This is a genomic window from Burkholderia sp. BCC1047 (assembly GCF_902833155.1).
GTDB lineage: Bacteria > Pseudomonadota > Gammaproteobacteria > Burkholderiales > Burkholderiaceae > Burkholderia > Burkholderia sola.
The window spans coordinates 40,501-64,093 of the sequence record NZ_CADFEH010000033.1 but is presented as its reverse complement, the minus strand read 5'-3'; the positions used below and the strand labels follow the sequence as shown (position 1 = coordinate 64,093).

Sequence of the window (23,593 nt, the reverse complement as noted above, 5' to 3'; positions counted from 1 at the left end):
CGGAATTATTCGTGCAAGGTGCGTTTTGGCAGCAATGCTGCGTGGAATATTTTACTTTTCACGCGCAATGCAGCGGCCTCTCCCGTATTGGCGCAGCAAATCGAAAACCTTCAAAACGACAGGATTATTCTTTCAATTTTATTATCCCCAATCGATGATTCGTTCCGTCTCAATCCACTTTCAACCGAAGTGCCGATGTGCAGCGCATCATCCATAAAATACCGGCTCGATTAATCATTCACGGAATTATTTACCCGGTATTCGAACGACTTTCGGGGCGGGCGCGATGTCCGGCATTGCCGCCCATCGCGCCCGCCGCAAAAACTCACACCATGATTACTTCCCGCCGCCCGGCAACGCGATATCGATCAGCACCGGATCGTGATCCGACGAACGATACGCATCGGTCGCGTAGAACGTCTTCTGCTGCTCCGTCGACTTGTACGCGAGCGTGTACTGCAGCGCGAGCGGCTCGTCCGCATTGATGTGCCATTCGTGCACGGCCTTCACGTGCGACGCGAGCGGCAGCGTCGCAAGCGCGTGGTCGAGATAGCCGGCTTCGCCGTTGTACACGTAGCTGTACGCGTTCGCGCCGATCCAGCGCGCGACGAGGTTGCGATAGCCGCGCGATTCGAGCGTGCGGATCGGGTCTTCGTACGTGTAGCTGTTGAAGTCGCCGATCAGCAGCACGCCCTGGCTCTTGACGCCCGTCGGGTTGCCGGCCAGCCAGTCGGCGACCTTCGCCGCCGCGCGCGTGCGCGTCGGATTCCAGCAGCCCTGACCATCGCCCTGGTCGAGATCGTCGTTCGCGGCATCCGGGCAGTTCTTCGACTTCAGGTGGTTCACGGCCACCGTCAGCGCCTGCTTGTTGCCGCCGACCAGCCGGAACGACTGCGCGAGCGGCTGGCGGTTCTTGTCGTCGATCGCGAGCGTCGCCGCGCGGCCGACCGGTTCGACCTTGCGGCTGTCGTAGATCATCGCGACCGCAATCGCGTCGCCGCCGAGCCGCGACGTGCCCGGATCGACCACGCGCCAGTGACTGCCGAGCTTCGCCGCGAGCTGGCGCACCGCGCTGAGTTCGCCGTAACCGTTGTTCTGGATTTCCATCAGGCCGATCACGTCGGCGTCGATCGCCTTCAGCGCGCTGACGATCTTCGCTTCCTGGCGCTGGAATTCCTCGAACGTCTTCGCGCCGCGGTTGTTCGGATCGTCGAAGCCGCCGCCGAGACCGTTGCCGTTGAAGTAGTTGAGCACGTTGAACGACGCGACGCGCAGGTTCGATTTCGGATCGCGCGCCGGTGCGTTCGTGCGCGGGTTCTCGCGCTTGTCGAACACCGGCACGGCCACGCCGGGCAGCGGCTGCACGCGCCATGCGCCGTAACGCACTTCGAGCACGCCTTCGACGTCGCGCACCGTGTAGCCCGCGCGCAGCGTGTTCGCGGCCGACAGGCCCGGCGCCGGATACGGCACGGTCGCGGGGTTCTGCTTGTTCGAGCCGTCGTCGAGGATCAAACGGTTGCGCGCGTTCGCATCGATTTGCGTTTGCGCCTGCGCGGGCGGCACGACGCTCGTCGGCGTACGCAGGCGGCCGTTGCTCAGCATCACGCTGCCGTAGCGGCCGAGTTCGTAGTTGTCGGTGACGCTCAGCGTCTGCGGCAGGCGCACGCGCATCCCTTCGTACGCGGCGAACGCGTTCGGGCTGTCGACCGGCAGCGTGAGCGTCGCGGGCGTGACCGTCTGGCCGTTCGCGCACACCGCGATCGCGCCCGCCAGCGTGAGCTGCGTCTGCCCGTATTTCTCCTCGACCTTGCCCGTCACGTGCACGAGATCGCCGGCCTTCGCACGTACCTTCGGCGCATAGACGAACAGCCCTTCGGACACGCCCGGCTGGTTGCGGCGCTGCGCGTCGGCCTGCTGGACGAAGAAGCCGCCGAAGCCGTCCGTGCCGCCGAAATCGGCGGTGACGACGGCTTCGATCGACGCGTTCTGGCCGGCGAGCGGCGACGGCGCGCCCGGCCCCTGGATATCGGCGATCGGCGTCGTGCTGCCGCCGCAGTTCGCGCTGACGGGCGCGGCGGTGGCGGCAAATACCGGCGCGGCGAGCGTCGGGAGCAGCAATAGCGGGGCAAACAGGCGGATTGTCGAGCGCATGGCGGGAATCCCGGTTGTGAGGGTGGCGAAAGCTTAGCGGCGCTCGGTGACAGTTTTTGGTAATCGGCAGACAGGCCGATGTAATTGTCGTCATCATGCCGTGATCGGCCATGCGTCTCACGGCCGCGCGTCGCTCATGCCGCGAATCCTCCGCCTAAAAAACGCCGCGCTAGACCGTCCCCGGCAACGCGCTCGACACGAGCACGGCCGCCACCATCAGCACGCCGCCGAGCACGACCGCCTCGACGCGCAGCACCGTGCCGAACCGCTTCAACGCGCCGGCCGGCATCGCGACGGCCGGGTCCTGCAACGCGGCGAGCAGCTTCGGCATCCCGAAGAACCGGTTGTGTCCGCCGAGCATCGCGGCAATCAGCACGAGCACGAGCTTCAGCAGCAGGATCTGCCCGTACGTCGACGCGAACAGGTTGGCGGGCGTATCGACACCGCGCCAGCCGTTGTACGCGCCGGTCGCGAACAGTACGACCAGCGCGTAAGTGGACGCATCGGACAGCGACTGCACGAACGATGCGCCCGTCGCGCGTTCGCTCGCCGGCATGCGGACGAGCCGCGGCATCACGCCGAACGCCGTCACGAGCACGAGCCCGACCCACGCGCTGATCGCCAGCAGATGCACCCAGTCGGCCCACACGGGGACGCTGAACGGCCCGGCGTCCACCGGATGCCCGCCGTTGCTGCGAGCGAGCGCGACACCGGCGAGCGCGGCCACCATCGCGAACGGAAACCGCGTGTCGTTCGCATGCGTGACGAACGACAGCAGCACGACGACGAGCATGAATACGGTGCCGGCCAGCCACGCATGGCCGAACCCGGTGCCCGCTAGCATCGAATAAACCGCCGGCCCCGCGTCGAGCAGCGACACTTCGCTCATCAGCGCGCAGTGCGCCCAGAACGCGGTGACGCTCGCGAGCAGCGATACGACGGACGCGCTGCGCAGCGTCGCGACGAGTCGCCGCCCGACATCGTGTTGCCACACCGATGCGCCGCGCGCGAGCCAATGCCGGCCGAGCAACGCGCCGACGACGACCGCGAACCCGGCGTTCTGGATCGCCACCGACACGAGCCGCAGCAGGCCGACGATGCCGTCGTTCATCCTTTCACCCGGAACGTATACGTGCCCTTCGTGCGATGCGCATCGGCCGTCATCGCCACCCACTGCACCGTGTACGCGCCCGCCGCGAGCTTCGGTATCGCGACGGTCATCACGCGCGGATTCGACGCATCGACCTTCGCCTTGTCCTGCGTGACGGCGTTGCCGCTCGCGTCGGACACCTTCACCGAGCTGAACGTCGGTTCGAGGTCTTCGTTGAACGTGAGCCGCAACGCGTCGGGCGCCGCGTCGACCGTGCTGCCGGCCGCCGGTACGGCGCTTTCGAGCTTGCCGTGCGCCGAGGCCGCGACCGGTGTCATCGCGAAGAGGGCGGCCGCCGCGGCGAACGCGGCGAGCCCTCCGGAAATCGTGCTGGTCATGTTCGCGCTCCGCATCACGGCTTCTTCAGTTCGACGACGGTCAACGCGCCGTTCACGTCCTCGGCGACGAAGTCGATCGTATCGCCCACCTTGACCTGCGACAGCATCGCCGGGTCCTTGACCTTGAACACCATCGTCATCGCATCCATCCCGAGGTTCTCCAGCGGGCCATGCTTGATCGTCAGCTTGCCGGCGGCCATGTCGATCTTGCGAATCTCGCCGTGCGACATGCGCTGCGCCGCCGCGGCGCCCTGCTTCGCGCCGCCGCTCATGTCCATGCCGGCCATGTCGCCGGCCGCGTACGACGCGGCGGAGAACGCCAGCGCGCACCCCGTCGCCATCAAAACCAGTCCCTTCTTCATCGTGTCGACTCCCGTGTGAGTGAATGAAAACCGGCGACCGCGTCGGTGCGGCCGCCGCGTGCTGCTTCAGCCGTCCGGCAATTCGCCGGTGTATTCGTACGCGACCGTACCCTTCGGATGCCGGAACCAGCCCGGATCGCGATAGTCGTTGCGGCCGAGCCCCTGCCGCACCTTGAGCACCGTGAACATGCCGCCCATCTCCAGCGGCCCGAACGGGCCCGTGCCGGTCATCATCGGCAGCGTGTTGTCGGGCAGCGGCATCTCCATGCCGCCCATCGCGCCGCCCGTGCTGCCCATCGCCATGTAGTCGGGCACGAGCTTGCCGATCCGCTTCGCGAGATCCTTCTGCGGCACGCCGATCAGATTCGGCACCTGGTGGCCCATCGCATTCATCGTGTGGTGCGACTTGTGGCAATGGAACGCCCAGTCGCCCGGACGATCGGCGGTGAACTCGATCGCGCGCATCTGGCCCACCGCGACATCGGCCGTCACTTCTGGCCAGCGCGCGGCCGGCGGAATCCAGCCGCCGTCGGTGCCCGCGACCTCGAAGCTGTAGCCGTGCAGGTGGATCGGGTGATTCGTCATCGTCAGGTTGCCGAACCGGATCCGCACGCGGTCGCCGGCGCGCACCGGCAGCGGATCGATGCCCGGAAACACGCGCGAGTTGAAGGTCCACATGTTGAAGTCGGTCATCTCGTTCACGCGCGGCGTGTAGCTGCCCGGGTCGATGTCGTACGCGGCGAGCAGGAACACGAAGTCGCGATCGACCGGCATCGTGCCGCGATCCTTCGGATGCACGATGAACATGCCCATCATCCCCATCGCCATCTGCACCATCTCGTCGGCGTGCGGGTGATACATGAACGTGCCGTGCGCTTCGAGCTGGAACTCGTAGACGAAGGTCTTGCCGGGCGGGATATGCGGCTGCGTGAGGCCGCCGACACCGTCCATCCCGTTCGGCAGCCGCAGCCCGTGCCAGTGGATCGTCGTGTGCTCGGGCAGCCGGTTGGTCACGAAGATGCGGACCTTGTCGCCTTCGACGGCCTCGATCGTCGGTCCCGGCGACTGGCCGTTGTAGCCCCACAGGTTCGCGTTCATGCCGGGCGCCATCTCGCGCACGACGGGCTCGGCCGTCAGGTGGAATTCCTTCCAGCCGTTCTTCATCCGCCACGGCAGCGACCAGCCGTTCAGCGTCGCGACCGGCGTGTACGGGCGGCCGTTGGGCGGCACGCGCGGCGGCTGCGTGCCGGTTTTCGCCATCGTGGGCGCTTCGGGCAGCGATGCAGCGCCGGCCTTGCTGACCATCGCCGCACCGAGCAGCGCGGCGCCCGAGCCGCTGAGAAATTGTCGACGGGACACCATGTCAATGACCTTCCGGATGCGGTTGCGTGGCGGGCGCCGACGGCGCCGCGGGAGTGGAAGCCGGCTGCGGCGCAGCGTCGGCCTTCGAAGCGGATTCGGGTGCTGATTCGGCGGAGTTCGTCGCGCGCGGCGCGGCACCCGACGACGGCAACCGGCCGCCGACCGCCATCTGCAGATCGGTTTCGGCGAGCCAGTAGTCCTTCAGCGCGTCGATGTAGCCGTTGACCGCGCCAACCTGTTCGCGCGCATCGGTCAGCAGCTCGAACACGCTCGCGAGCATCCCGTTGTAGCGCAGCAGCAGTTCGTCGGAGATCGTCTTGCGTAGCGGCACGACTTCGTCGCGGTAGTGCGTGGCGACGTCGTAGCTGGTGACGTAAGCCGCGTACGATTCGCGCACTTCCGAGCGCGCATCGATGGCGGTTTTCGCGAGCCGGTTCGCGGACTGCATGTAGATCGCCTCGGCGCGCGCGACCTTCGCGCCGCCCCAGTCGAACAGCGGAATCTCGACGCTGATCTCGTAGCCGTGCTCGTGGCCCTTGCCGGTTTCGTAGTCGTTCACGTAACCGAGCTCGACCGCGTTGACGAAGCGCGTGGCCTTGCTCAGGCCGAGCGACGACGCGACGCCCTGCGTCTGCAGCTTCGCCGCCTGGATGTCGAGGCGGTTGCTCATCGCGAAGCGTTCGAGATCGGGCAGGTCCGGGCGCGCCTTCGGTAAATCTGGCAAGCGTTCGGGTAGCGCGTATCGCGTGCGCTCGCCCCACAGCCCCATCGCACGCGTGAGCTTCTCGCGTGCGGCGACGGCCTGCTGACGCGCCTTCGCGTGCTGCGCGACCGCGTCGGCATGAAACGCCTGTTCGCGTGCGTAGTCGAGCCGGCTGAAGTTCCCGGCCTGCCGCATGCGCAGCGCGAGTTCGGCCGCCGCGCTCGCGGCGTCGCGCACCTGCTGCGCATAGTTCGCGGCCTGCTCGGCGGCGACCGCTTCCACGTAGGCGCGGCGCGCGTCGGCCGCGACCTTCAGCATCGCATCGGCCGTTTCGAGCTTGGTCTGCTCGAAGCGGCGGCGTTCGATCTTCGTTGCCAGCGGCATCGTCAGCAGCGCGAACACATTCGCCGAGAACGTGCGGCCGAGCGTCAGCTCGCCATCGCCGGCACGCGTGCGGCTGAACGCGAAGCGCGGGTTCGGCAGCGGGCCGGCCTGCACGAGGTCGGCCTCCGACAGCCCGAGTTCCGCGTACGACGCCTGCAGCCCGCGGTTGTTCAGCAGCGCGAGCTGAACCGCGTCGTCCATCGACAGCGGTTTCGCCAGAAATTCCTTCGTCCGCCGATCGACCGCTTCGCGGTCGGCGTCGGTTCGCACCACTACCGCGTCCTTCCCGATGCGTTCCGATGCGACCGACGACACGGCGTCGAAACCGCCGTCCTTTGAGAACGTGGTGCAGCCCGCGAGGAGCGCCAGCACGACCGCGGCCGCGCCGATCCTCGGCGATATCGCGAGCGTCGTCATCGCGTGGCCCCTCCGTGCATGGAATGAGCCGCGCCGTTGCCGGCCGCGCCGCCGCTGGTGCGCCCTTTCGCGGGGCGCTCCGTCACGTCCCGGTTCAGTTGTTTCCAGCCCGGGCCTGCGTCGTCCTCATACCGCCGGTAGCCATCGAACGCGGACGTCACGGTGACGTCCGGCACCGACGCGGCGGCGTCCGCCGGATCGGGAAACGGGGTTTGCGCGGGCGCGAGCGACGGCACGAGGGCCGCCGCGCCCCATAGCGCCGCAATGATCAATCGCATGAACATGTCTCGTCGTAAGTCGTCCGGCGTGGCGTGATGCGATGGCCGGAGCAAATAGCGGATCGCGGCGGGTCGGCCGCGGACAGGAACTAGACGGGTATCCGGCGAGGCGGCCGGTCGATGCCGCCGGTCAGGAACGACACGCCCCCGGTCGAACGCGGCGGCGCGACGGTCGTGACGCCGACGCTCGCCGCGGCCGACGCCTCGAGCGCGCCCGGCATCGCGGGGCCGAAGCAGCAGGACACGCACGCGGCACACGACGCATGCCGCGCGTGATCGCCATGATCGTGATGGCCGTCCTGCGCGGCCGGCATCGTGTGCGGCGCGTTGTCCTGATGCGGCACGGCGGCGCCCGCGCACGGCGTCGACACAGCCGCGAACGACTGGATCGGCAGGCTCAGCGCCAGCAACACGACGACGAGGAAGGTGCGCCAGTACGACATGGATGCGAAATCAGGCAGGCAATGATCGTTAGAGCCGGCGCGTCGCACGACGGCGCGCTCCGGGGACAAGACGGCCGCAGCTTATCGCCGCCGCGGTGACGACGACATGGCCGAAACATGACCGGCCTTTCATGACAATTCCGTCATCCGCCGATCATCGTTCGCGCACGCGCGGCGCCGTACGCTCTGGCGTTACACTGACCGGCTGGAATCACGGACGGCCTGCCTCACCATGCGGATACTGATAGTCGAAGACGAACCCAAGATGGCGTCCTACCTCCGGAAGGGCTTGATGGAGGCGAGCTACACGGTGGACGTCGCGGAAAACGGCCAGGACGGGCTGTTCCTCGCGCTGCACGAGGATTTCGATCTCGTCGTGCTCGACGTGATGCTGCCGGAACTGGACGGCTTCGAGGTGCTCAAGCGGCTGCGCGCGCAGAAGCAGACGCCCGTGCTGCTGCTCACGGCACGCGACGCGATCGAGGACAAGGTCGCCGGGCTCGAGCTCGGCGCCGATGATTACCTGCTCAAGCCGTTCGCGTACGCCGAATTCCTCGCGCGCATCCGCTCGCTGCTGCGGCGTGCGCCGCGCAACGTGCGCGACATCCTGCACGTCGCCGATCTCGAGATCGATCTGCTCAAACGCCGCGTGCGGCGCGCCGACACCCGCATCGACCTCACCGCGCAGGAATTCGCGCTGCTGCAGCTGCTCGCGGAACGCGAGGGCGAGGTGCTGACGCGCACCTTCATCACGTCGCAGATCTGGGACATGAATTTCGACAGCGACACGAACGTCGTCGACGCGGCGATCAAGCGCCTGCGCGCGAAGATCGACAACGCGTACGAGAAGAAGCTGATCCACACGATCCGCGGGATGGGCTACGTGCTCGAGGATCGTTCGTGACCGCGCGTCCCGCATCGTATTCGCTGCTGCGGCGCCTGACGCTCGCGTTCGCCGCGGTCGCGGCGCTCGTGTTCGCACTGACCGGCGCGTATCTGTACCGGTCGCTGTCCGCCGAGCTGACGCGGCGCGACGACATCGAGATCTCCGGCAAGCTCAACCAGTTCCTGCAGCTCGCGCGCGCCAGCGGATCGACGGCCGCGCTGCGCGCCGATCCGGCCGTGTTCCACGACGTGCTGCTGTCGCATCCGGGTGTCTATCTCGGCATCTACGATGCGCAACGCCGCCCGCTCGTCGAGCATTCCGACGAAGCCGGCAACACGCTCGCGTCGGTGATCGCCGCATCGCATCGGGCAGGCAGCGCCGACCGCCCGTTCACCTGCGCGCCGCCCGGCATCGGCACGTCGCGCTGCGTGTCCGCACGCGAGACACTGCCGTCCGGCGAAGCGATCCAGGTCGCACTCGCACGCACGGCGACCGATCGGCAATCGCTGCTCGAAAGCTATCGCGTCGATATCTGGCTCGCGGCGGCCGTCGGCGCGCTGCTGGTCGCCGCGCTCGGCTACGCGGTCGCGTCGCGCGGCCTGCGCCCGGTCGAAAGCCTCGGCCGGCAGACGTCGCGCATCGAGGCGCACAACCTGAACGCACGCCTCGACGCACGCGGCGGCCCGGTCGAATTGCGCGAACTCGCCACGTCGGTGAACCGGATGCTCGACCGCCTCGAACGCGCGTTCGTGCGGCTGTCGCAGTTCTCGTCGGATCTCGCGCACGACATGCGCACGCCGCTCGCGAACGTGATCAGCTCGTCGCAGATCACGCTGTCGCGCGCACGCACGGCCGACGAATACGAAGCGCTGATCGAATCGAACATCGAGGAATGCGAACGGCTGCAACGGATGATCGAGAACATGCTGTTTCTCGCACGCACCGACAATGCGCGGCAGCACCTGAAGGCCGCCGAACTCGACGCGGGCAGCGAATTGCGCCGGCTCGCGTCGTATTTCCAGGCGCTGGCCGACGAAGCCGGCGTGCGCATCGACGTGCAGGGCGACGCGCCGGTCGTCGCGGACGCGACGCTGTTCCGGCGCGCGGTGAGCAATCTCGCGTCGAATGCGCTCGAACACGCTGAAGCCGCGTCGACGATCGAGCTGGCCGTGTCGACCCAACGCGGTTACGCGGTCGTCGAAGTCACGAATCGCGGCGTCGCGATTCCGCCTGAACAGGTCGAGCGGATCTTCGAGCGCTTCTACCGGATCGATTCGTCGCGGCACGGCGCGGCGCGCAACGCGGGGCTCGGGCTCGCGATCGTGAAGTCGATCATGGAGCTGCATCGCGGCAAGGTGGAAGTCGCGAGCCGCGACGGGCGCACGACGTTCGCGCTCTACTTTCCGCGCGACACCGATAGTTAGACGACGCGCCGCCGCGTTCGGCGCTAGCGATCCCGCGCGGCGGCGAACGACGTGCGAACGCACACGAGCAGCACGATGGTCGCCGCGCTGAAGATAGCCCCCGCGTAGAACGTGGCCGCGGCGCCCGCCCGATCCCACAGCACGCCTGCGACGACGCTCGAGACGAGCGTCACGATGCTGCTGATCAGATTGAACACGCCGAACGCCGTGCCTCGCAATTCGGCCGGCGCGGCCTGCGCGACCATCGTCGCGAGCAGCCCTTGCGTCATCCCCATATGGAGCCCCCACAGCGCGACGCCGACGAGCACGGCCGGCCAGTGCGCGCCGTGCGCCAGCACGATGTCGGCGGCGATCAGCAGCACGAGCCCGATCACCATCAGTTTCGTGTGGCTCGTCGTATCGGCGAGCTTGCCGAACGGGTAAGCGGACAATGCATACACGACGTTCATCGCGACCATCACGAGCGGCACGAGCGCGACGGGCACGCCGCTGCCCATCGCGCGCAGCACCAGGAACGCCTCGCTGAAACGCGCGAGCGCGAACACGCCGCCGACGGCGACGACCCACCAGTAGCGGACGCCGAGTTGCGCGACGACCGCGCGGCGGATCGGGTTCACGCGCTTCTCGCCCGGCGCACGCGCCGGCTCGTCGATGCCGAACGCGAGCAGCGCCACGGCCAGCACGCCGGGAATCACGGCCAGCCAGAACGCGAGGCGGAAATCGTCGCGCCACACCAGCATGATGACGACAGCCAGCAGCGGCCCGAGGAACGCGCCCACCGTGTCGAGCGACTGGCGCAACCCGTACGCGGCGCCGCGCAGGTGAACCGGCGTGACGTCGGCGACGAGCGCATCGCGCGGCGCGCCGCGAATCCCCTTGCCGATGCGGTCGACGATCCGCGCGGTCACCACGACGCCGATCGTCGGCGCGATCGCGAACAACGGCTTGCTGAGCGCGCCGAGCGCGTAGCCGGCGACCGCGAGCCATTTGCGATTGCGCAGGTAGTCGCTCAGCGTGCCGGAAAACACCTTGACGACCGGCGACGTCGCCTCCGCGATCCCTTCGATCACGCCGATCGTCGTCGCGCTCGCGCCAAGGCCCGCCATCAGGAACATCGGCAACAGGCTGTGGATGATTTCGGACGACACGTCCATCAGCAGGCTGACGCAGCCGAGCACCCACACGCTGCGCGGAATCTGCCGAAGAATGCCGGTCGGTGCGTCGGTCTGCATGGATCGCTCCCGGTTCAGGCATCGTGATGCCGAATGCCTGTGATGCTACCGCATGCTCGCAACCCTGATCGCAGACCGAGGCGCGCGTGCGCGCTTGCTATTGCGCCGCGTCGCGCCGCAGCTTCGCCTGCCGCCGCGTACGATCGTTCAGTATCTGGTGTCGGCGATGATCGGTCAGCTTCTTCCAGTCGCGCGCCTCGTCGCGCGTGCGCAGGCAGCCGACACAAAAGCCCGTGCGGCCGTCGAACGCGCACAGGTCGATACACGGCGATTTCGCGGCCACGATCAGGCTGCCTTCGCACGCGTCATCACTTCGACGGTCACGTGCGACATGCCGTCGAAGCGCGCGAGCAGCGCATGGTAGAAACGCGCGTCGCGCGCGGCGTCGCCCGATTCGACCGACACGATCGCGCTCATGTGCCCGGGGCCCACGCGCCATACATGGAGGTCGTTGACCTTGTCGCCGAGCGCCTCGATCGCGCGGCGCACGTTGTCCGTCAGCCTGCGGTCGACGTTGACGTCGAGCAGGATCCCGCCCGTATCGCGCATCAGCCCGTACGCCCAGTTGGCGATCACCAGCGCGCCGACGATGCCCGCGAGCGGATCCATCCAGACCCAGCCGAACGCGCGCGCGAGCAGCAGGCCGACGATCGCCAGCACCGACACGGCCGCATCGGCGATCACGTGAACGTAGGCCGACCGGATGTTGTGGTCGCGATGCGCGGCCGAGTGCGAACCGTGATCATCGTGTGTGTCGTCGTGGTCATGATCGTGGTCGTGCGGATGATGATGATCATGACCATGCCCGTGATGGTGATCGCCGCTCAGCAGCCACACGCTCGCGAGGTTCACGGCGAGTCCCAGCACGGCGATCGGAATCGCTTCGTCGAAGTGGATCGGCACCGGCGCCAGCAGGCGCGCGATCGCCTCATAGCCGACCAGCAATGCAATCATCGCCAGCACAATCGCGCTCGTGAAGCCGGCCAGGTCGCCGAGCTTCCCGGTGCCGAACACGAAGCGCGGATCGTCGGCGTGCCGGCGCGCATAGGTATAGGCCAGCGCCGCGATCAGCAGCGCGCCCGCGTGCGTCGACATGTGCAGCCCGTCGGCGACCAGCGCCAGCGAGCCGAACAGCGTGCCGCCGACGATCTCGGCGATCATCATCGCCGTGCACAGGCCGATGACCATCCACGTCTTACGCTCGTTGCGCGCATGTGCGGCGCCCAGAAACGCGTGGCTGTGCGCGCCGCCGGCCGACGTGCGGTTGAATTCGTTCATGTTGCGATCCGGTTACTTGAAATAGCTGTGCACGACGTCGATGAGCTGCTCGGTCGCGCTGCCTTCGTGTGCGTCGGACGTATCCGCATCGACGAGATGCGACCGGATGTGGTCTTCCAGCACGACGGCCAGCAAGCCGTTCATCGCGCCGCGGCAGCTCGTGATCCGTTGCAGCACGTCGTTGCAGCCGCGCTCTTCCTCCAGCGCGCGCTCGATCGCTTCGACCTGCCCCTTGATACGGCGCACGCGGTTCAGCAGCTTCTGTTTCTCGCGAACGGTATGACTCATCGGCGGCTCCTGGATAGGGTAGGGGAGTATATCTCCGAAAGATTTCCCCTATAGGGTAGAGGGGTATATTTTTCGAGACGAAGGCTTGTCGAACGAAAACCGCTCGGCTAGACTGCTTTCCGTCTTTGGGGAGTAGCCTGCTTTCCGTCCCCCGGAAAGCGAACGCGTCAACACACTCGGCCCGCGGCCGTGGCGCGTTCGGCCTGATCGGCTTGGCGAGACCATCGGCACATCGCGTCGTTCCTGGTCGGACGCCGGCGGATGTGTCATGGTTCGTCAGCGTCCGACCACGGAGTCCCCATGTTCCTTCCCGCTCGTCTACCTCACGCCACCGCTGCCCGCGGAGGTGCCGCATGACCTTCATGTTCGTCGAACTGGCGTTCATGCTGATCGTCATCCTCATCGCCGCCGAAGTCTTCACCAATGCGCTCGAACATCTCGGCGAACGCCTGAAGATTTCCGAAGGCGTGACCGGCTCGCTGTTCGCGGCCGTCGGCACCGCGCTGCCCGAAACGATGGTGCCGCTGCTCGCGCTGGCCGGCGGCACGTCGAACCAGGCCGTGAACGAGGAGATCGGTGTCGGCGCGATTCTCGGCGCGCCGCTGATGCTCGCGACGCTCACCACGCTCCTGATGGCGCTCGCCGTGATCCGCTCGCGCGGGCTGCGCGGCACGATCGCGCCCGAACGCACGGGCTTCGTGCGCGACATGAACACCTTCCTCGCCGCATTCTCGCTGGCGACCGTCGCGATGTTCGTCCCGCATCACAACTGGGCCGTGCGCGCGCTGCTCGCCGCGATGCTGGTCGGCCTCTACGTGGTGTACGTCGTGCTGACGTTCCGCGCGTCGACTGGGCTCGTCGACGCCGGTCACGGCACCGAGGCGCCGCACGCAATGTTCCTGTCGCACGTCGGCCTGCCGACCAACCTGTCGACGATCTTGCTGCAACTGCTGATCGGCGTCGCGCTGCTGGTCGGCGGCGCGAAGGGCTTCATTCATGGTGTGGAAGGCGTGTCGCACGCGCTCGGCGTGTCGGCGCTGCTGCTGTCGCTGATCATCGTGCCGATCGCGACGGAACTGCCGGAGAAGGTCAACAGCGTGCTGTGGATTCGCCGCGGGAAGGACACGCTCGCGTTCGGCAACATCACCGGCGCGATGGTGTTCCAGGGCACGCTGCTGCCGGCGATCGGCATCATGCTGACGCCGTGGGAGCCGCGCCCCGAAGTGCTGACCGGCGTGATCGTCACGCTCGCGGCGGCGGCCTGGCTGCGCGTCAATGCGCGCACGCGCGGGCTCGCGATCTGGGCGTTGCTCGCGAATGGCGCGGGTTATGCGGGGTATCTGGTGGTGACGCTGACGCGCTGAGCGCCGGTCGGGCGCGCCGGCCGACGAACACGTCGGCGCGGCGCGTTTCATGGCACCCGACGCGGGCGACGGCAACGCCCGCATCCGGACGATCAGGAATCCTTGACGAGTTTGACGATCGTCAACGTGCCGTCGACCTTCTCGATCCGCACCCTCACCTTATCGCCCGCATGCGCTTGCGCGAGCATCGCCGCATCCTTCGCCTTGAACGCCATCGTCATCGGCGGCATCCCGACGTTCTCCAGCGCGCCGTGCTTCAGCGTGATCTTGCCGCTCGCGGCATCGACCTTCTTCACCTCGGCGTCGGTCAGCGCGGCGTTCGATTCCGCCGCACCGTCCGACGACATCTTCATGCCGGACATGTCCATGCCCGACATCTCGCCGGCGGCGAACGCCGGTACCGCGAACGCACTCAGCGCGACGACAGCGGTGGCAGTAGCGATCAATTGATTCATCTTCATCGTGATTCTCCGGTTGGGATGGATGGCACGTTCGTGCCGGAAGAAACTGCATCGGAATGCCGCGCGCGGCCCGCGCTTCGCGCACGACGGCGCTGAAGCAGAAGCCACGCGGCGGGAATGACGAACATCGACAAGAGCGGCGCCGTGACCATGCCGCCGACCATCGGCGCGGCGATGCGCTGCATGACTTCGGAGCCGGCGCCATGGCCGATCATGATCGGCACGAGCCCGGCGAGCACGACGGCGACCGTCATCGCCTTCGGCCGCACGCGCAACACCGCGCCTTCGCGAATCGCGTCGAGCAGCAACGCATCGGTCAGCGGTTCGCCGGCATCGAGCCGGCGCTGCAGCGCGCCCTTCAGGTACAGCAGCATCACGACGCCGAATTCGGCGGCCACGCCGGCCAGTGCGATGAAACCGACCGACGTCGCGACGGACACCGCATGGCCGAGCGCCCACACGAGCCAGAACCCGCCGACCAGCGCGAACGGCACCGTCGACATCAGCAGCAACGCGTCGGCCGCCGAATCGAACGTGACGAACAACAGCACGAAGATCACGACGAGCGTGACGGGCACGACGGTGTGCAGCGTCGCCGCCGCGCGTTCGAGGTACTCGAACTGACCCGACCACGCGATCGAATAGCCGGGCGGCAACGCGACCTGTTGCGCGACGGTCTTCTGCATCGCACGGACGGCCGTGCTCAGGTCGGCACCGCGGAGATCGACGTACACGTAGCCGGACAGCCGTGCGTTCTCGCTGCGGATCATCGGCGGCCCGTCGGCGATCGCGACGTGCGCGACGTCGCCGAGGCGGATCTGCGCGCCGCGCGCGGTGACGATCGGCAGTTGCCGCAGGTTCTCGAGCGAATCGCGGATCTCGCGCGGATAGCGGATGTTGATCGGGAAGCGCTCGCGCCCGGCGATCACTTCGCCGACGTCCTCGCCGCCGATCGCCGACGACACGACCGACTGGATATCGGCCACCGACAGCCCGTAACGCGCGGCGGCGAGCCGGTCGATGTCGACGTCGATGTAGCGGCCGCCGTTCAGCCGTTCCGCGAGCGCGGACGTCACGCCCGGCACGCGCTTCACGGCTGCCTCGACCTGTGTCGCGATCCCATCGATCCCCGCCAGGTCCGGCCCGGAAATCTTCACGCCGACCGGCGTCTTGATCCCGGTGGACAGCATGTCGAGCCGGTTGCGGATCGGCGGCACCCATACGTTCGACAAGCCCGGCACCTTCACCGTCCGGTCGAGTTCGTCGACGAGCTTTTCCGGCGTCATGCCCGGCCGCCACGCGCTGCGCGGCTTGAAGCGGATCGTCGTCTCGAACATCTCGAGCGGCGCCGGGTCGGTCGCCGTATCGGCGCGGCCCGACTTGCCGAACACCGTGTCGACCTCGGGCACGGTCTTGATCAGCCGGTCGGTCTGCTGCAGCAGCTCGCTCGCCTTGTCCGCCGAGATGCCCGGCAGCGCGGTCGGCATGTACAGCAAATCGCCTTCGTCGAGCGGCGGCATGAATTCGCCGCCGAGCCGCGACAACGGCACGGCCGTCAGCACGAGCGCGACGACCGCGACGCCGATCGCGGCCCACGGGCGCCGCAGCGTCGCTTCGAGCAGCGGCCGGTACAGACCGATCAGCACGCGGTTGAGCGGGTTCGCGTGCTCGTGCGGAATGCGACCGCGCACCAGATAGCCCATCAGCACCGGCACCAGCGTCACCGACAGCCCGGCGGCGGCCGCGATCGTATAGGTCTTCGTGAACGCGAGCGGCGCGAACAGCTTGCCCTCCTGCCCTTCCAGCGAAAACACCGGAACGAACGACAGCGTGATGATCAGCAGCGAGAAGAACAGTGCCGGCCCGACCTCCGCGGCCGACGCCGCGACGAGTTCCCAACGGCGCGCAGTGGTGATCGGCTCGCCGGGATGCGCGCGGTCGTATGCTTCCAGATGCTTGTGCGCGTTCTCGATCATCACGATCGCCGCGTCGATCATCGCGCCGATCGCGATCGCGATCCCGCCGAGCGACATCAGGTTCGCATTCACGCCCTGGTAGCGCATCACGATGAACGCGGCCAGCACGCCGAGCGGCAGCGACAGGATCGCGACCAGCGCGCTGCGCAGATGAAACAGGAACACCGCGCAGACGATGCCGACGATGACGAATTCCTCGATCAGCTTGTCCGTCAGGTTGTCGACCGCGCGCGCGATCAGTTGCGAACGGTCGTAGGTCGTGACGATCTCGACGCCCGGCGGCAGCGAACGCTTCAGGTCGGCGAGCTTCGCCTTCACCGCGTCGATCGTCGTCAGCGCGTTCTTGCCCGAGCGCATCACGACGACGCCGCCCGTCACCTCGCCCTGCCCGTTCAGTTCCGCGATGCCGCGCCGCATCGCCGGGCCGACCTGGATGCGCGCGACGTCGCCGAGCAGGACGGGCGTGCCGGTGTCGTCGGTGCGCAGCACGACGCGACGGAAATCGTCGAGCGTGCGCAGGTAGCCGGACGACCGCACCATGTACTCCGACTCGGCCAGCTCGACGACCGAGCCGCCGGACGCCTGGTTGGCCTTGCCCAGCGCCTCCGCGACCGCCGCCTGCGTGATGCCGTACGCGCGCAGCTTGTCCGGATCGAGCACGACCTGGTACTGGCGCACCATGCCGCCGATGCTCGCCACTTCCGATACGTCCGGCACGGCCTTCAGCTCGAACTTCAGGAACCAGTCGTTGAGCACGCGCAGTTGGCCGAGGTCGTGCTGACCAGTGCGATCGACGAGCGCGTACTCGTACACCCAGCCGACACCGGTCGCATCCGGCCCGAGCGACACGGTCGCGCCCGCCGGCAGGCGGCTCTGCACCTGGCTCAGGTATTCGAGCACGCGCGAACGCGCCCAGTACGGATCGGTGCGGTCGTCGAACAGCACGTAGACGAACGCATCGCCGAACGACGAGTACGCGCGCACGGTTTTCGCGCCCGGCACGCCGAGCAGCGTCGTCGTCAGCGGATAGGTCACCTGATCCTCGACGACCTGCGGCGCCTTGCCCGGATACGACGCCTTCACGATCACCTGCGTGTCCGACAGGTCGGGTAATGCGTCGAGCGGCGTCTGTCGCAGCGAATGCACGCCCCATGCCGCGAGCAGCACGGTGGCCAGCAGCACCAGAAACCGGTGATGGACGGACCAGTGAATGATGCGCGCGATCATCGCTCGCCTCCCTGCGGCTCGACCTTCGTCAGCCGATAGCCGTCGTCGGTCTGCGTGAACGCGAAGCGCACGGTCTGGCCCGGCTTCACGTCCGGAAACGCGTGCGCCGACGGCTTGCCGAACGCCATCGTCATCGCGCCCCAGCCAAGCGCCGGCACCGGTTGATGCGAGAACGTGATGTCGTCGGCCGTGACCTTCTCCACCTTGCCGGTGGTTTCGTAGACCGGCGCGGTTGCCGTCGCGGATGAGGCGGCCGCGCTTGTGCCTGCCGCCCGCCCCAGCCGCGGCAGCACGCTTTTCAGGCTGGCTTCCGAATCGATCAGGAACTGCCCCGACGCGACGACCGTGTCGCCTTCGTTCAGCCCGCCGAGCACTTCCGTGTCGCCGCCGACGTCGTTGCCGACCGTCACCGACACCGGCTGCAGCCGGCCGTCGCCGTGCTTCGCGATGACGATCGTGCGCCGGCCGGTCGCGATCACCGCCTCGGACGGCACCAGCAGGCGCAACACCGTCTCCTTCTCGGCGATCCGCACGCGCATCAGCATGCCGGGCGTGAGCTTCAGCGACGCGTTGTCGATCTCCACACGCGCCTGCAACGTACGGCTGCCCGTGCTGATGCCGGGCAGCACCTCGCGGATGCGTCCGCTGAAATGCCGGGCCGGATCGCCCGCGAACGTCGCATCGACCGACATCCCCGGCTGCACGTTCAACGCGAGCGCTTCCGGCACCTCGACGATCAGCCACAGCGTCGACAGCCCGGCGATCTTCGCGAGTGTCTGACCGGGCGCGACCATCGCGCCGTCGCGCACGTTCAGCTCGCTGACGACGCCGGTTTCCGGCGCGCTCAGCACGACGTGCGTCTGCGCGCGGCCGGTGCGGTCGAGGGCCGCGATCATCGCGTCCGGGATCGACAGCGCGCGCATCCGTGCGCGCGCCGCATCGAGCAGGCTGCCGTCCATCCCGCCGCGCTTCAGCACGAGATACTCCTCCTGCGGCGCGAGCCAGTCGGGCACGAACAGCGATGCGACCGGCGCGCCCTTCGCGATACGCTGCATCGGCGCACGCGCATACAGACGATCGATGTAGCCCGTGACGCGCGACTGCACGACCGCCGCGCGCGCTTCGTCGAACTGCGTGGTGCCTACCGCGTCGAAGCCGGCCGCCGTCTGCTGCCGGCGCACGGTCGCATAGCGGATGCCGAGGTTCTGCTGCAGGCCCGGATCGATCCGGATGCCCGCCGCGGCACCGCCTTCATCCGCATAGACGGGCTGCAACTGCATGTCCATGAACGGCGATTTGCCCGGTTTGTCGAAGTGCTGGTTCGGCACCATCGGGTCGTGCCAGTACAGCACCTTGCGTGCGGCCTGCTGAGCAGGCACACCCGACGGTACGCCCGACGGCGCGGCGGCGGGCACGGCGACCGTCGCCGCGCCGCGCGTCGCATGGCGAACGCCCGCGAAATAGCCGGCGCCGGCGAGCGCCGCGCCGGCGAACGCGATCAGCGCCGCACGCATCAGTGATTGCCTTGTCATGAGCGTCTCCTTCACTGCGCGGCGGCCGTCGCCGACGGCACGACCTGATATTCGAGTTGCGCCCAGGTCTGCGAGACCTCGCGCCTGAGATCGAGCACCTGCAACTGCGCGTCGAGTTGTGCACGCCGCGCGGCGAACGTGTCGGCGAGCGAACCCGTGCCGGCCCGGTACGCGGCCGTCGCGAGCTGCACGCGCTGCTCGGCGGCCGGCAACAGCGCGGCGCCCAGGTTCGCGATACGTTCGCGGCCGCTCGCCAGCGTGTCGGATTGCGTGCGGATGTCGGCCTGTACCTGCCGCAGCGTGTCCTCGTACATCAGGCGCGCCTTCGTCGCGAGCGCGGCCTTTTCGGCGACGTCGCGGTTCTGGCGATTCTTGCGATCGAGCGGCAGCGGGATCGAGACGCCGACCGACACCATGTTCGAATACGCGCCGCCGCGCTGCTGGTACGCGATTTCCCACGTCCAGTTGGGGCTGCGCTCGCTGTTCGCGACCGCGGCGTCGGCTTCGGCCACCGCGATATCGTTCGCGGCGGCGACGAGCGCCGGCTGCGACAGGCGCAGCTCGTCCGGCGGCAATGACGAGACGAAGGATTCGGGCGCGGGCGGCGTACCCGCCACGTCCGTCACGGGCGCCGCCGTCCATCGGCCCAACGCGACAAGTGCGGTGCGATACGCCTGCTGCGCCTTGAGCACCTGGTCCTGCGCCTGCGCGAGCATCGCGCGGGCCTGCACGACGTCGCCCGCGCTCGCCTTCGCGCCGCGATACGACGCCTGCGTCGCGTCGAGTTCATGGTTCATGTGACCGAGCAGCGCCTGCTGAAGCGCGAGCGCCTGCTTCGCATAGACGGCATCGAGCCACGCCGTCGCGGTCTGCCGGCGCACGGCCGCCAGTTGCACGAGATAGCCGGCGCGCTCGCGGCCGACCTGTTCGTCGGCCAGCGCGGTACGCAGCCGCCGCTTGTCGCCGGACACCCATTCCTGCTCGATGCCGATGCGGCGCATCGTCATGAAGTCCTGGCCGACGGTGAAGCGCTGCCCGCCGTTGACCGGCAGGTTGTCGATGCCGGCCTTGAGCATCGGGTCCGGCAACTGGCCGGCCTTGATGGCCGCTTCGGAACGCGCGAGCACGGAAGCCTGCGCGGCCTGCATCGACGCGGAACGATCGGTGGCGGACTGCAGCGCGGCGTCCAGCGTCAGCGGCGCCTGCTGCGCGTGAACGGCGCCCGCCATCAGCAGCGCGGCCCACGGTACGGGCGCGCGCCGACGTGCACGCGGCATGCGCGGCATGCGGAAAGCGAATGACATGGTGTAACCCCAAATCGGAACCCAAAGGGATTCCACGTCCTGCGCACAGGACGAACCTCACCGCGTACGCGGCGAACCGGTCAAATCGGGATCAGCTGATGCGTGGCGGGCGCCACAACCCGTTCGGGTCGCGAGCCGGGACGGACTGCGTGTAGTGGAAGACGATCGTGCTGGCGAATGCAGCGGGACGGCTGACGTCGGCGCGGGCGGCCGGGTGGTAGAGACTGCCGAACTGGCATTGGGCCGTCACCTTGCAGGCCGTGCCCTTGACTTTGGCCTTCGCGTGATCGGCGGAGGACGGCTGCATCGAATCGCAGCCGCTCATGTCGGCGGACATGGCCATGTTCATGCCCGTGTCCACCTCCATCGACATCCCGTGCTGCATCGGACATTCACCGGTCAAGCCGCTGGCTGCCAGCCCAGTGATGGGCAGCACCGCGCACAGCAGCAGCAGGATGAAGGTCCGAAGCAGTTTCATGGCGGCGATTATAGCGCGGGCTGGTGCGGCATGGCGCTGCGTCGCGACGGCGAAACGACGCGCATGCCGCGCCGCGGCCGCCACGGCCGCCGCGCGTCATTGCAGCAGGTTGTCCGCCGCCAGCACGGCCTGCACCGCTGGCCGCGCGCGCACCCGCTCGTACCACGTACGCAGATGCGCATGCCGGCTCAGGTCGATTTCCGCGTTGTACACCGAGCGCATCCAGTCGGCCTTGCCCCAGCCGGTCAGCGCAAACAGGTACGCATCGGCGACGGTGAACGTGTCGCCGGTAACGAACGTCCTGCCGTCGAGCTGGCGGTCGATCCACGCGAAGCGGCCGTCGAGCTTCTGCCGCACGGGCTCGACGTACTTCCCCGCCTGCACCGCATACAACAGCGGGATGAAGCCCTTGTGGATCTCGGTGCCGAGAAAGTTCAGCCATTCCATCAGCCGGTAGCGCGCGAGCGTGCCGTAAGCGGCTGCAAGCGCGGCCTCCGGGCGCTGGTCCGCGAGATACTGCGCGATCACCGGCCCTTCGCGCAGCATCGTGCCGTCGTCGAGTTCGAGCAGCGGCACGTAGCCGAGTTCGGTCACGTCGTAGTAATCGCGGCCGCCGTCGACGACATGCTTGCGCGCGTCGACCTTGACGATCTCCGCGTCGATGTCGCCTTCGCGCAGTACGATGCAGATCGCCTGCGAACAGCTGCCGGGAGCGTGATAGAGCTTCATGCGTGTCCTTCGTGGGTTGTCCAGGTATCGATTCGCCGCGACGCGGGCGCTAATATCTCGCATCGGCGCGACGCTGAGAAGACGGCAGCCGTTTGTGCCGTAGTCACAAAAAATTTACCGACCAGGATTCGGGACGATGAAAACGAGTGCGACAGGATGTTCCGTTGAAGAAGCGATGCGCCTGCTCGGCGGCCGCTGGCGGCTGCTGCTGGTGTCGTATCTGCTCGACGGGCCGCGCCGCTTCAGCGACCTGCGGCGCGACATGCCGGGCATCTCGCAGCGCATGCTGACGCTCGACCTGCGCGCGCTGGAAGACGCGGGGCTCGTGCGGCGCACCGTCTATCCGGAAGTACCGGTGCGTGTCGAGTACGATCTCACCGCGGACGGCGACCGGCTGCGGCCGGTGGTCGACGTGATGCGCGAATTCGGGCTGTGGCTGAAGGCGCGCGATGGGCAGGCCGATGCGATGTCCGACGCCGCGTCTGAGACCGAAACGACGATGCACGCTCACAAATAACCCCTTCAGCAGGAACTATGCGCATGGAACTTCATGCTACCGTCGGCGCGGCCACGTCCGACCTCGACGACGACGAAAGCTTCGCCAACATCTACTGTCACGATGCGGAGCAGGACTATTGCTTCGTGCTGTCGCGCTTTCCGGACGACACGCTGATCGAAGTGATGGTGCGCGACCAGCTCAACGTACGCGTCAAGGATCTGTCGGTGCGGCTGACCGACGATACGATCGACGTCGAGATCGAGCCCGGCGTCGCCACGCGTCTAGACGGCCAGACGCGTTACGTGATCCATCTCGCGCCCGGTCAGTACGATCCGGTCACGCTGCGCGCCGCGCTGAAGGAGATCTTCGTCGGCAAGAACGGCTATCGCGACGACAGCACGCACGGCTGACCGGTCGCTTGCACACGCTCCTTCGCCACGACAATCGCTCATGACACGCTTCCCGCGATTCCACCCGCCTCCCTGTGTCGCCGCGCTGCTGGTCGTCACGTGTGCGTCGATCGCACCCGCCGCGCATGCCGCCCAGCCGCTGTTGGAGTTCAAGGTCGACGACACCGTCACGGCACGCGTCGAACGCGCCGATAGCGCGCACGTCACGGTCCGCTTCCTGCCGAGCGGAACAACCCAGACGCTGGACGTCACTGCTGCCGACGAGGAAGGCCATTATCACCTCGCGACCGGCGACTACAACTTCGACGGCCACCGCGATCTCGCGATGCGCGCACTGCTCGGCATGGTCAACGAGACCTATGGCATCTACCTGTACGACGCCGCGCGCCAGCGGTTCGAACCGCTGAAGATGCCGGCGGGCAACGGGCCGCACGGTAGTTGCGACGACCTGGTCAACGTCGAAGCGAAGCCGAAGGCGCGCACGCTGTACAGTTCGTGCCGCGGCGGCCCGATCTGGTACACCGATGCGTACCGCTTCGACGGCAACGGCAAGATGTATCTGTATCAAACCAGCGAAGCGATCCCCGACGACCTGCGCGAACTGCTCGACGGCGAATCGGGCCTGTCCTCGATGCTGCTCACCTACGACGAGCGCGGCAAGCGCGTGTCGCGCCGCCCGCAGGATCACGATGGCGGCACCGTCACGTTCAAGGTGCGGTCGGCCCGCCTGCCGCTGCACGACGCGATGACCGACGCACCGACGCGCCGCTACGTCGTCGCGGGCGACACGGTGGAGTTGATCGACGCGAGTGACGATTTCCGGTGGTTGAAGGTGCGATATCGCAACCCGCAAGCCGGCGCCGTGCAGGGCTGGGTCAGCGCGAAGGAGGCGATGGGAAACTGATGCACGATGCCGT

The 23,593-nt window shown here is 67.7% G+C and carries 24 protein-coding genes and 1 riboswitch; of the genes, 6 read left to right on the top strand and 18 right to left on the bottom strand.

Annotated elements, in window-relative coordinates:
- Positions 1–336: 336 nt before the first annotated feature.
- The 8 genes from HWX55_RS28165 to HWX55_RS28130 all read right to left on the bottom strand — a co-directional run bounded on the left by HWX55_RS28165 (position 337) and on the right by HWX55_RS28130 (position 7,588).
- Positions 337–2,151: an ExeM/NucH family extracellular endonuclease gene (locus HWX55_RS28165; RefSeq protein WP_175978097.1), complete on the bottom strand. Its 1,815-nt coding sequence runs from the start codon at positions 2,149–2,151 to the stop codon at positions 337–339.
- A gap of 169 nt (positions 2,152–2,320) precedes the next feature.
- Positions 2,321–3,262 carry a CopD family protein gene (locus HWX55_RS28160; RefSeq protein WP_175978096.1) on the bottom strand — a complete coding sequence of 314 codons (942 nt, stop codon included), beginning with the start codon at positions 3,260–3,262 and terminating at the stop codon, positions 2,321–2,323.
- Positions 3,259–3,639, bottom strand: a complete 381-nt coding sequence (copC, locus tag HWX55_RS28155; RefSeq protein WP_175978095.1) for a copper homeostasis periplasmic binding protein CopC — start codon at positions 3,637–3,639, stop codon at positions 3,259–3,261. Before copC ends, HWX55_RS28160 begins: the two co-directional genes overlap by 4 nt.
- Positions 3,640–3,653: 14 nt before the next feature.
- Positions 3,654–4,001, bottom strand: a complete 348-nt coding sequence (locus tag HWX55_RS28150; protein WP_050017683.1) for a copper-binding protein — start codon at positions 3,999–4,001, stop codon at positions 3,654–3,656.
- A 66-nt stretch (positions 4,002–4,067) separates the two neighbouring features.
- Entirely contained in the window at positions 4,068–5,363 is a 1,296-nt protein-coding gene (locus HWX55_RS28145; protein WP_175978094.1) for a copper oxidase, read from the bottom strand.
- 1 nt (position 5,364) lies between these two features.
- Positions 5,365–6,867 carry a TolC family protein gene (locus HWX55_RS28140; protein WP_175978093.1) on the bottom strand — a complete coding sequence of 501 codons (1,503 nt, stop codon included), beginning with the start codon at positions 6,865–6,867 and terminating at the stop codon, positions 5,365–5,367.
- Positions 6,864–7,145 carry a hypothetical protein gene (locus tag HWX55_RS28135; protein WP_175978092.1) on the bottom strand — a complete coding sequence of 94 codons (282 nt, stop codon included), beginning with the start codon at positions 7,143–7,145 and terminating at the stop codon, positions 6,864–6,866. The genes HWX55_RS28140 and HWX55_RS28135 overlap by 4 nt, the downstream gene beginning before the upstream one ends.
- An 89-nt stretch (positions 7,146–7,234) precedes the next feature.
- Entirely contained in the window at positions 7,235–7,588 is a 354-nt protein-coding gene (locus HWX55_RS28130; protein ID WP_175978091.1) for a hypothetical protein, read from the bottom strand.
- Positions 7,589–7,820: 232 nt separating this feature from the next.
- Here HWX55_RS28130 and HWX55_RS28125 point away from each other — a divergent pair, with 232 nt between their 5' ends.
- Together HWX55_RS28125 and HWX55_RS28120 are read left to right on the top strand one after the other, a co-directional pair.
- Positions 7,821–8,492, top strand: coding sequence for a heavy metal response regulator transcription factor (locus HWX55_RS28125; RefSeq protein ID WP_050017679.1), 672 nt, complete (start codon positions 7,821–7,823; stop codon positions 8,490–8,492).
- Positions 8,489–9,898 (top strand): heavy metal sensor histidine kinase, encoded by a 1,410-nt coding sequence (locus HWX55_RS28120; RefSeq protein ID WP_175978090.1) that lies wholly within the window; start codon positions 8,489–8,491, stop codon positions 9,896–9,898. The genes HWX55_RS28125 and HWX55_RS28120 overlap by 4 nt, the downstream gene beginning before the upstream one ends.
- A 23-nt stretch (positions 9,899–9,921) precedes the next feature.
- Here HWX55_RS28120 and HWX55_RS28115 read toward each other — a convergent pair whose 3' ends face one another.
- From HWX55_RS28115 to HWX55_RS28100, 4 genes are all read right to left on the bottom strand, one after another.
- Positions 9,922–11,130: an MFS transporter gene (locus HWX55_RS28115; RefSeq protein WP_175978089.1), complete on the bottom strand. Its 1,209-nt coding sequence runs from the start codon at positions 11,128–11,130 to the stop codon at positions 9,922–9,924.
- A 97-nt stretch (positions 11,131–11,227) separates the two neighbouring features.
- Complete coding sequence (locus HWX55_RS28110; RefSeq protein WP_175978088.1) at positions 11,228–11,413, bottom strand: DUF1289 domain-containing protein; 186 nt, start codon at positions 11,411–11,413, stop codon at positions 11,228–11,230.
- A gap of 2 nt (positions 11,414–11,415) precedes the next feature.
- Positions 11,416–12,408: a CDF family Co(II)/Ni(II) efflux transporter DmeF gene (gene dmeF / locus HWX55_RS28105; RefSeq protein ID WP_175978087.1), complete on the bottom strand. Its 993-nt coding sequence runs from the start codon at positions 12,406–12,408 to the stop codon at positions 11,416–11,418.
- A gap of 12 nt (positions 12,409–12,420) precedes the next feature.
- Complete coding sequence (locus HWX55_RS28100; protein ID WP_175978086.1) at positions 12,421–12,696, bottom strand: metal/formaldehyde-sensitive transcriptional repressor; 276 nt, start codon at positions 12,694–12,696, stop codon at positions 12,421–12,423.
- 115 nt (positions 12,697–12,811) lie between these two features.
- Positions 12,812–12,980, top strand: a riboswitch (yybP-ykoY riboswitch).
- A gap of 69 nt (positions 12,981–13,049) precedes the next feature.
- Between HWX55_RS28100 and HWX55_RS28095 the strand changes: the two genes are divergently transcribed.
- A complete protein-coding gene (locus HWX55_RS28095; RefSeq protein WP_175978085.1) occupies positions 13,050–14,060 on the top strand; it encodes a sodium:calcium antiporter in 1,011 nt (336 codons plus the stop codon).
- 92 nt (positions 14,061–14,152) lie between these two features.
- Here the strand turns inward: HWX55_RS28095 and HWX55_RS28090 are convergent, their stop codons facing one another.
- From HWX55_RS28090 to gstA, 6 genes are all read right to left on the bottom strand, one after another.
- Positions 14,153–14,521 carry a copper-binding protein gene (locus HWX55_RS28090; RefSeq protein WP_175978084.1) on the bottom strand — a complete coding sequence of 123 codons (369 nt, stop codon included), beginning with the start codon at positions 14,519–14,521 and terminating at the stop codon, positions 14,153–14,155.
- A complete protein-coding gene (locus HWX55_RS28085) occupies positions 14,518–17,724 on the bottom strand; it encodes an efflux RND transporter permease subunit (protein WP_175978083.1) in 3,207 nt (1,068 codons plus the stop codon). The genes HWX55_RS28090 and HWX55_RS28085 overlap by 4 nt, the downstream gene beginning before the upstream one ends.
- Complete coding sequence (locus tag HWX55_RS28080; RefSeq protein ID WP_175978082.1) at positions 17,721–19,256, bottom strand: efflux RND transporter periplasmic adaptor subunit; 1,536 nt, start codon at positions 19,254–19,256, stop codon at positions 17,721–17,723. The genes HWX55_RS28085 and HWX55_RS28080 overlap by 4 nt, the downstream gene beginning before the upstream one ends.
- Positions 19,257–19,267: 11 nt before the next feature.
- Entirely contained in the window at positions 19,268–20,560 is a 1,293-nt protein-coding gene (locus HWX55_RS28075; protein WP_175978081.1) for a TolC family protein, read from the bottom strand.
- Between the two features lie 91 nt (positions 20,561–20,651).
- Positions 20,652–21,038, bottom strand: a complete 387-nt coding sequence (locus tag HWX55_RS28070; RefSeq protein WP_175978080.1) for a hypothetical protein — start codon at positions 21,036–21,038, stop codon at positions 20,652–20,654.
- A 96-nt stretch (positions 21,039–21,134) separates the two neighbouring features.
- Positions 21,135–21,767 (bottom strand): glutathione transferase GstA, encoded by a 633-nt coding sequence (gene gstA / locus HWX55_RS28065; RefSeq protein ID WP_175978079.1) that lies wholly within the window; start codon positions 21,765–21,767, stop codon positions 21,135–21,137.
- A gap of 136 nt (positions 21,768–21,903) precedes the next feature.
- Here gstA and HWX55_RS28060 point away from each other — a divergent pair, with 136 nt between their 5' ends.
- The 3 genes from HWX55_RS28060 to HWX55_RS28050 are packed head-to-tail and all read left to right on the top strand — an operon-like array spanning position 21,904 to position 23,580.
- Complete coding sequence (locus HWX55_RS28060; protein ID WP_175978078.1) at positions 21,904–22,284, top strand: helix-turn-helix domain-containing protein; 381 nt, start codon at positions 21,904–21,906, stop codon at positions 22,282–22,284.
- A gap of 17 nt (positions 22,285–22,301) precedes the next feature.
- Positions 22,302–22,676 carry a hypothetical protein gene (locus HWX55_RS28055; protein WP_175978077.1) on the top strand — a complete coding sequence of 125 codons (375 nt, stop codon included), beginning with the start codon at positions 22,302–22,304 and terminating at the stop codon, positions 22,674–22,676.
- 40 nt (positions 22,677–22,716) lie between these two features.
- Positions 22,717–23,580, top strand: coding sequence for an SH3 domain-containing protein (locus HWX55_RS28050; RefSeq protein ID WP_175978076.1), 864 nt, complete (start codon positions 22,717–22,719; stop codon positions 23,578–23,580).
- Positions 23,581–23,593 lie beyond the last annotated feature (13 nt).

What these genes read in the sequence shown, in the direction of transcription:
- HWX55_RS28165 (WP_175978097.1), bottom strand. Translation starts at nt 2,151, where the DNA reads ATGCGCTCGACAATCCGCCTGTTTGCCCCGCTATTGCTGCTCCCGACG.
- HWX55_RS28160 (WP_175978096.1), bottom strand. Translation starts at nt 3,262, where the DNA reads ATGAACGACGGCATCGTCGGCCTGCTGCGGCTCGTGTCGGTGGCGATC.
- copC (WP_175978095.1), bottom strand. Translation starts at nt 3,639, where the DNA reads ATGACCAGCACGATTTCCGGAGGGCTCGCCGCGTTCGCCGCGGCGGCC.
- HWX55_RS28150 (WP_050017683.1), bottom strand. Translation starts at nt 4,001, where the DNA reads ATGAAGAAGGGACTGGTTTTGATGGCGACGGGGTGCGCGCTGGCGTTC.
- HWX55_RS28145 (WP_175978094.1), bottom strand. Translation starts at nt 5,363, where the DNA reads ATGGTGTCCCGTCGACAATTTCTCAGCGGCTCGGGCGCCGCGCTGCTC.
- HWX55_RS28140 (WP_175978093.1), bottom strand. Translation starts at nt 6,867, where the DNA reads ATGACGACGCTCGCGATATCGCCGAGGATCGGCGCGGCCGCGGTCGTG.
- HWX55_RS28135 (WP_175978092.1), bottom strand. Translation starts at nt 7,145, where the DNA reads ATGCGATTGATCATTGCGGCGCTATGGGGCGCGGCGGCCCTCGTGCCG.
- HWX55_RS28130 (WP_175978091.1), bottom strand. Translation starts at nt 7,588, where the DNA reads ATGTCGTACTGGCGCACCTTCCTCGTCGTCGTGTTGCTGGCGCTGAGC.
- HWX55_RS28125 (WP_050017679.1), top strand. Translation starts at nt 7,821, where the DNA reads ATGCGGATACTGATAGTCGAAGACGAACCCAAGATGGCGTCCTACCTC.
- HWX55_RS28115 (WP_175978089.1), bottom strand. Translation starts at nt 11,130, where the DNA reads ATGCAGACCGACGCACCGACCGGCATTCTTCGGCAGATTCCGCGCAGC.
- dmeF (WP_175978087.1), bottom strand. Translation starts at nt 12,408, where the DNA reads ATGAACGAATTCAACCGCACGTCGGCCGGCGGCGCGCACAGCCACGCG.
- HWX55_RS28100 (WP_175978086.1), bottom strand. Translation starts at nt 12,696, where the DNA reads ATGAGTCATACCGTTCGCGAGAAACAGAAGCTGCTGAACCGCGTGCGC.
- HWX55_RS28095 (WP_175978085.1), top strand. Translation starts at nt 13,050, where the DNA reads ATGACCTTCATGTTCGTCGAACTGGCGTTCATGCTGATCGTCATCCTC.
- HWX55_RS28090 (WP_175978084.1), bottom strand. Translation starts at nt 14,521, where the DNA reads ATGAAGATGAATCAATTGATCGCTACTGCCACCGCTGTCGTCGCGCTG.
- HWX55_RS28085 (WP_175978083.1), bottom strand. Translation starts at nt 17,724, where the DNA reads ATGATCGCGCGCATCATTCACTGGTCCGTCCATCACCGGTTTCTGGTG.
- HWX55_RS28080 (WP_175978082.1), bottom strand. Translation starts at nt 19,256, where the DNA reads ATGACAAGGCAATCACTGATGCGTGCGGCGCTGATCGCGTTCGCCGGC.
- HWX55_RS28075 (WP_175978081.1), bottom strand. Translation starts at nt 20,560, where the DNA reads ATGTCATTCGCTTTCCGCATGCCGCGCATGCCGCGTGCACGTCGGCGC.
- HWX55_RS28070 (WP_175978080.1), bottom strand. Translation starts at nt 21,038, where the DNA reads ATGAAACTGCTTCGGACCTTCATCCTGCTGCTGCTGTGCGCGGTGCTG.
- gstA (WP_175978079.1), bottom strand. Translation starts at nt 21,767, where the DNA reads ATGAAGCTCTATCACGCTCCCGGCAGCTGTTCGCAGGCGATCTGCATC.
- HWX55_RS28060 (WP_175978078.1), top strand. Translation starts at nt 21,904, where the DNA reads ATGAAAACGAGTGCGACAGGATGTTCCGTTGAAGAAGCGATGCGCCTG.
- HWX55_RS28055 (WP_175978077.1), top strand. Translation starts at nt 22,302, where the DNA reads ATGCGCATGGAACTTCATGCTACCGTCGGCGCGGCCACGTCCGACCTC.
- HWX55_RS28050 (WP_175978076.1), top strand. Translation starts at nt 22,717, where the DNA reads ATGACACGCTTCCCGCGATTCCACCCGCCTCCCTGTGTCGCCGCGCTG.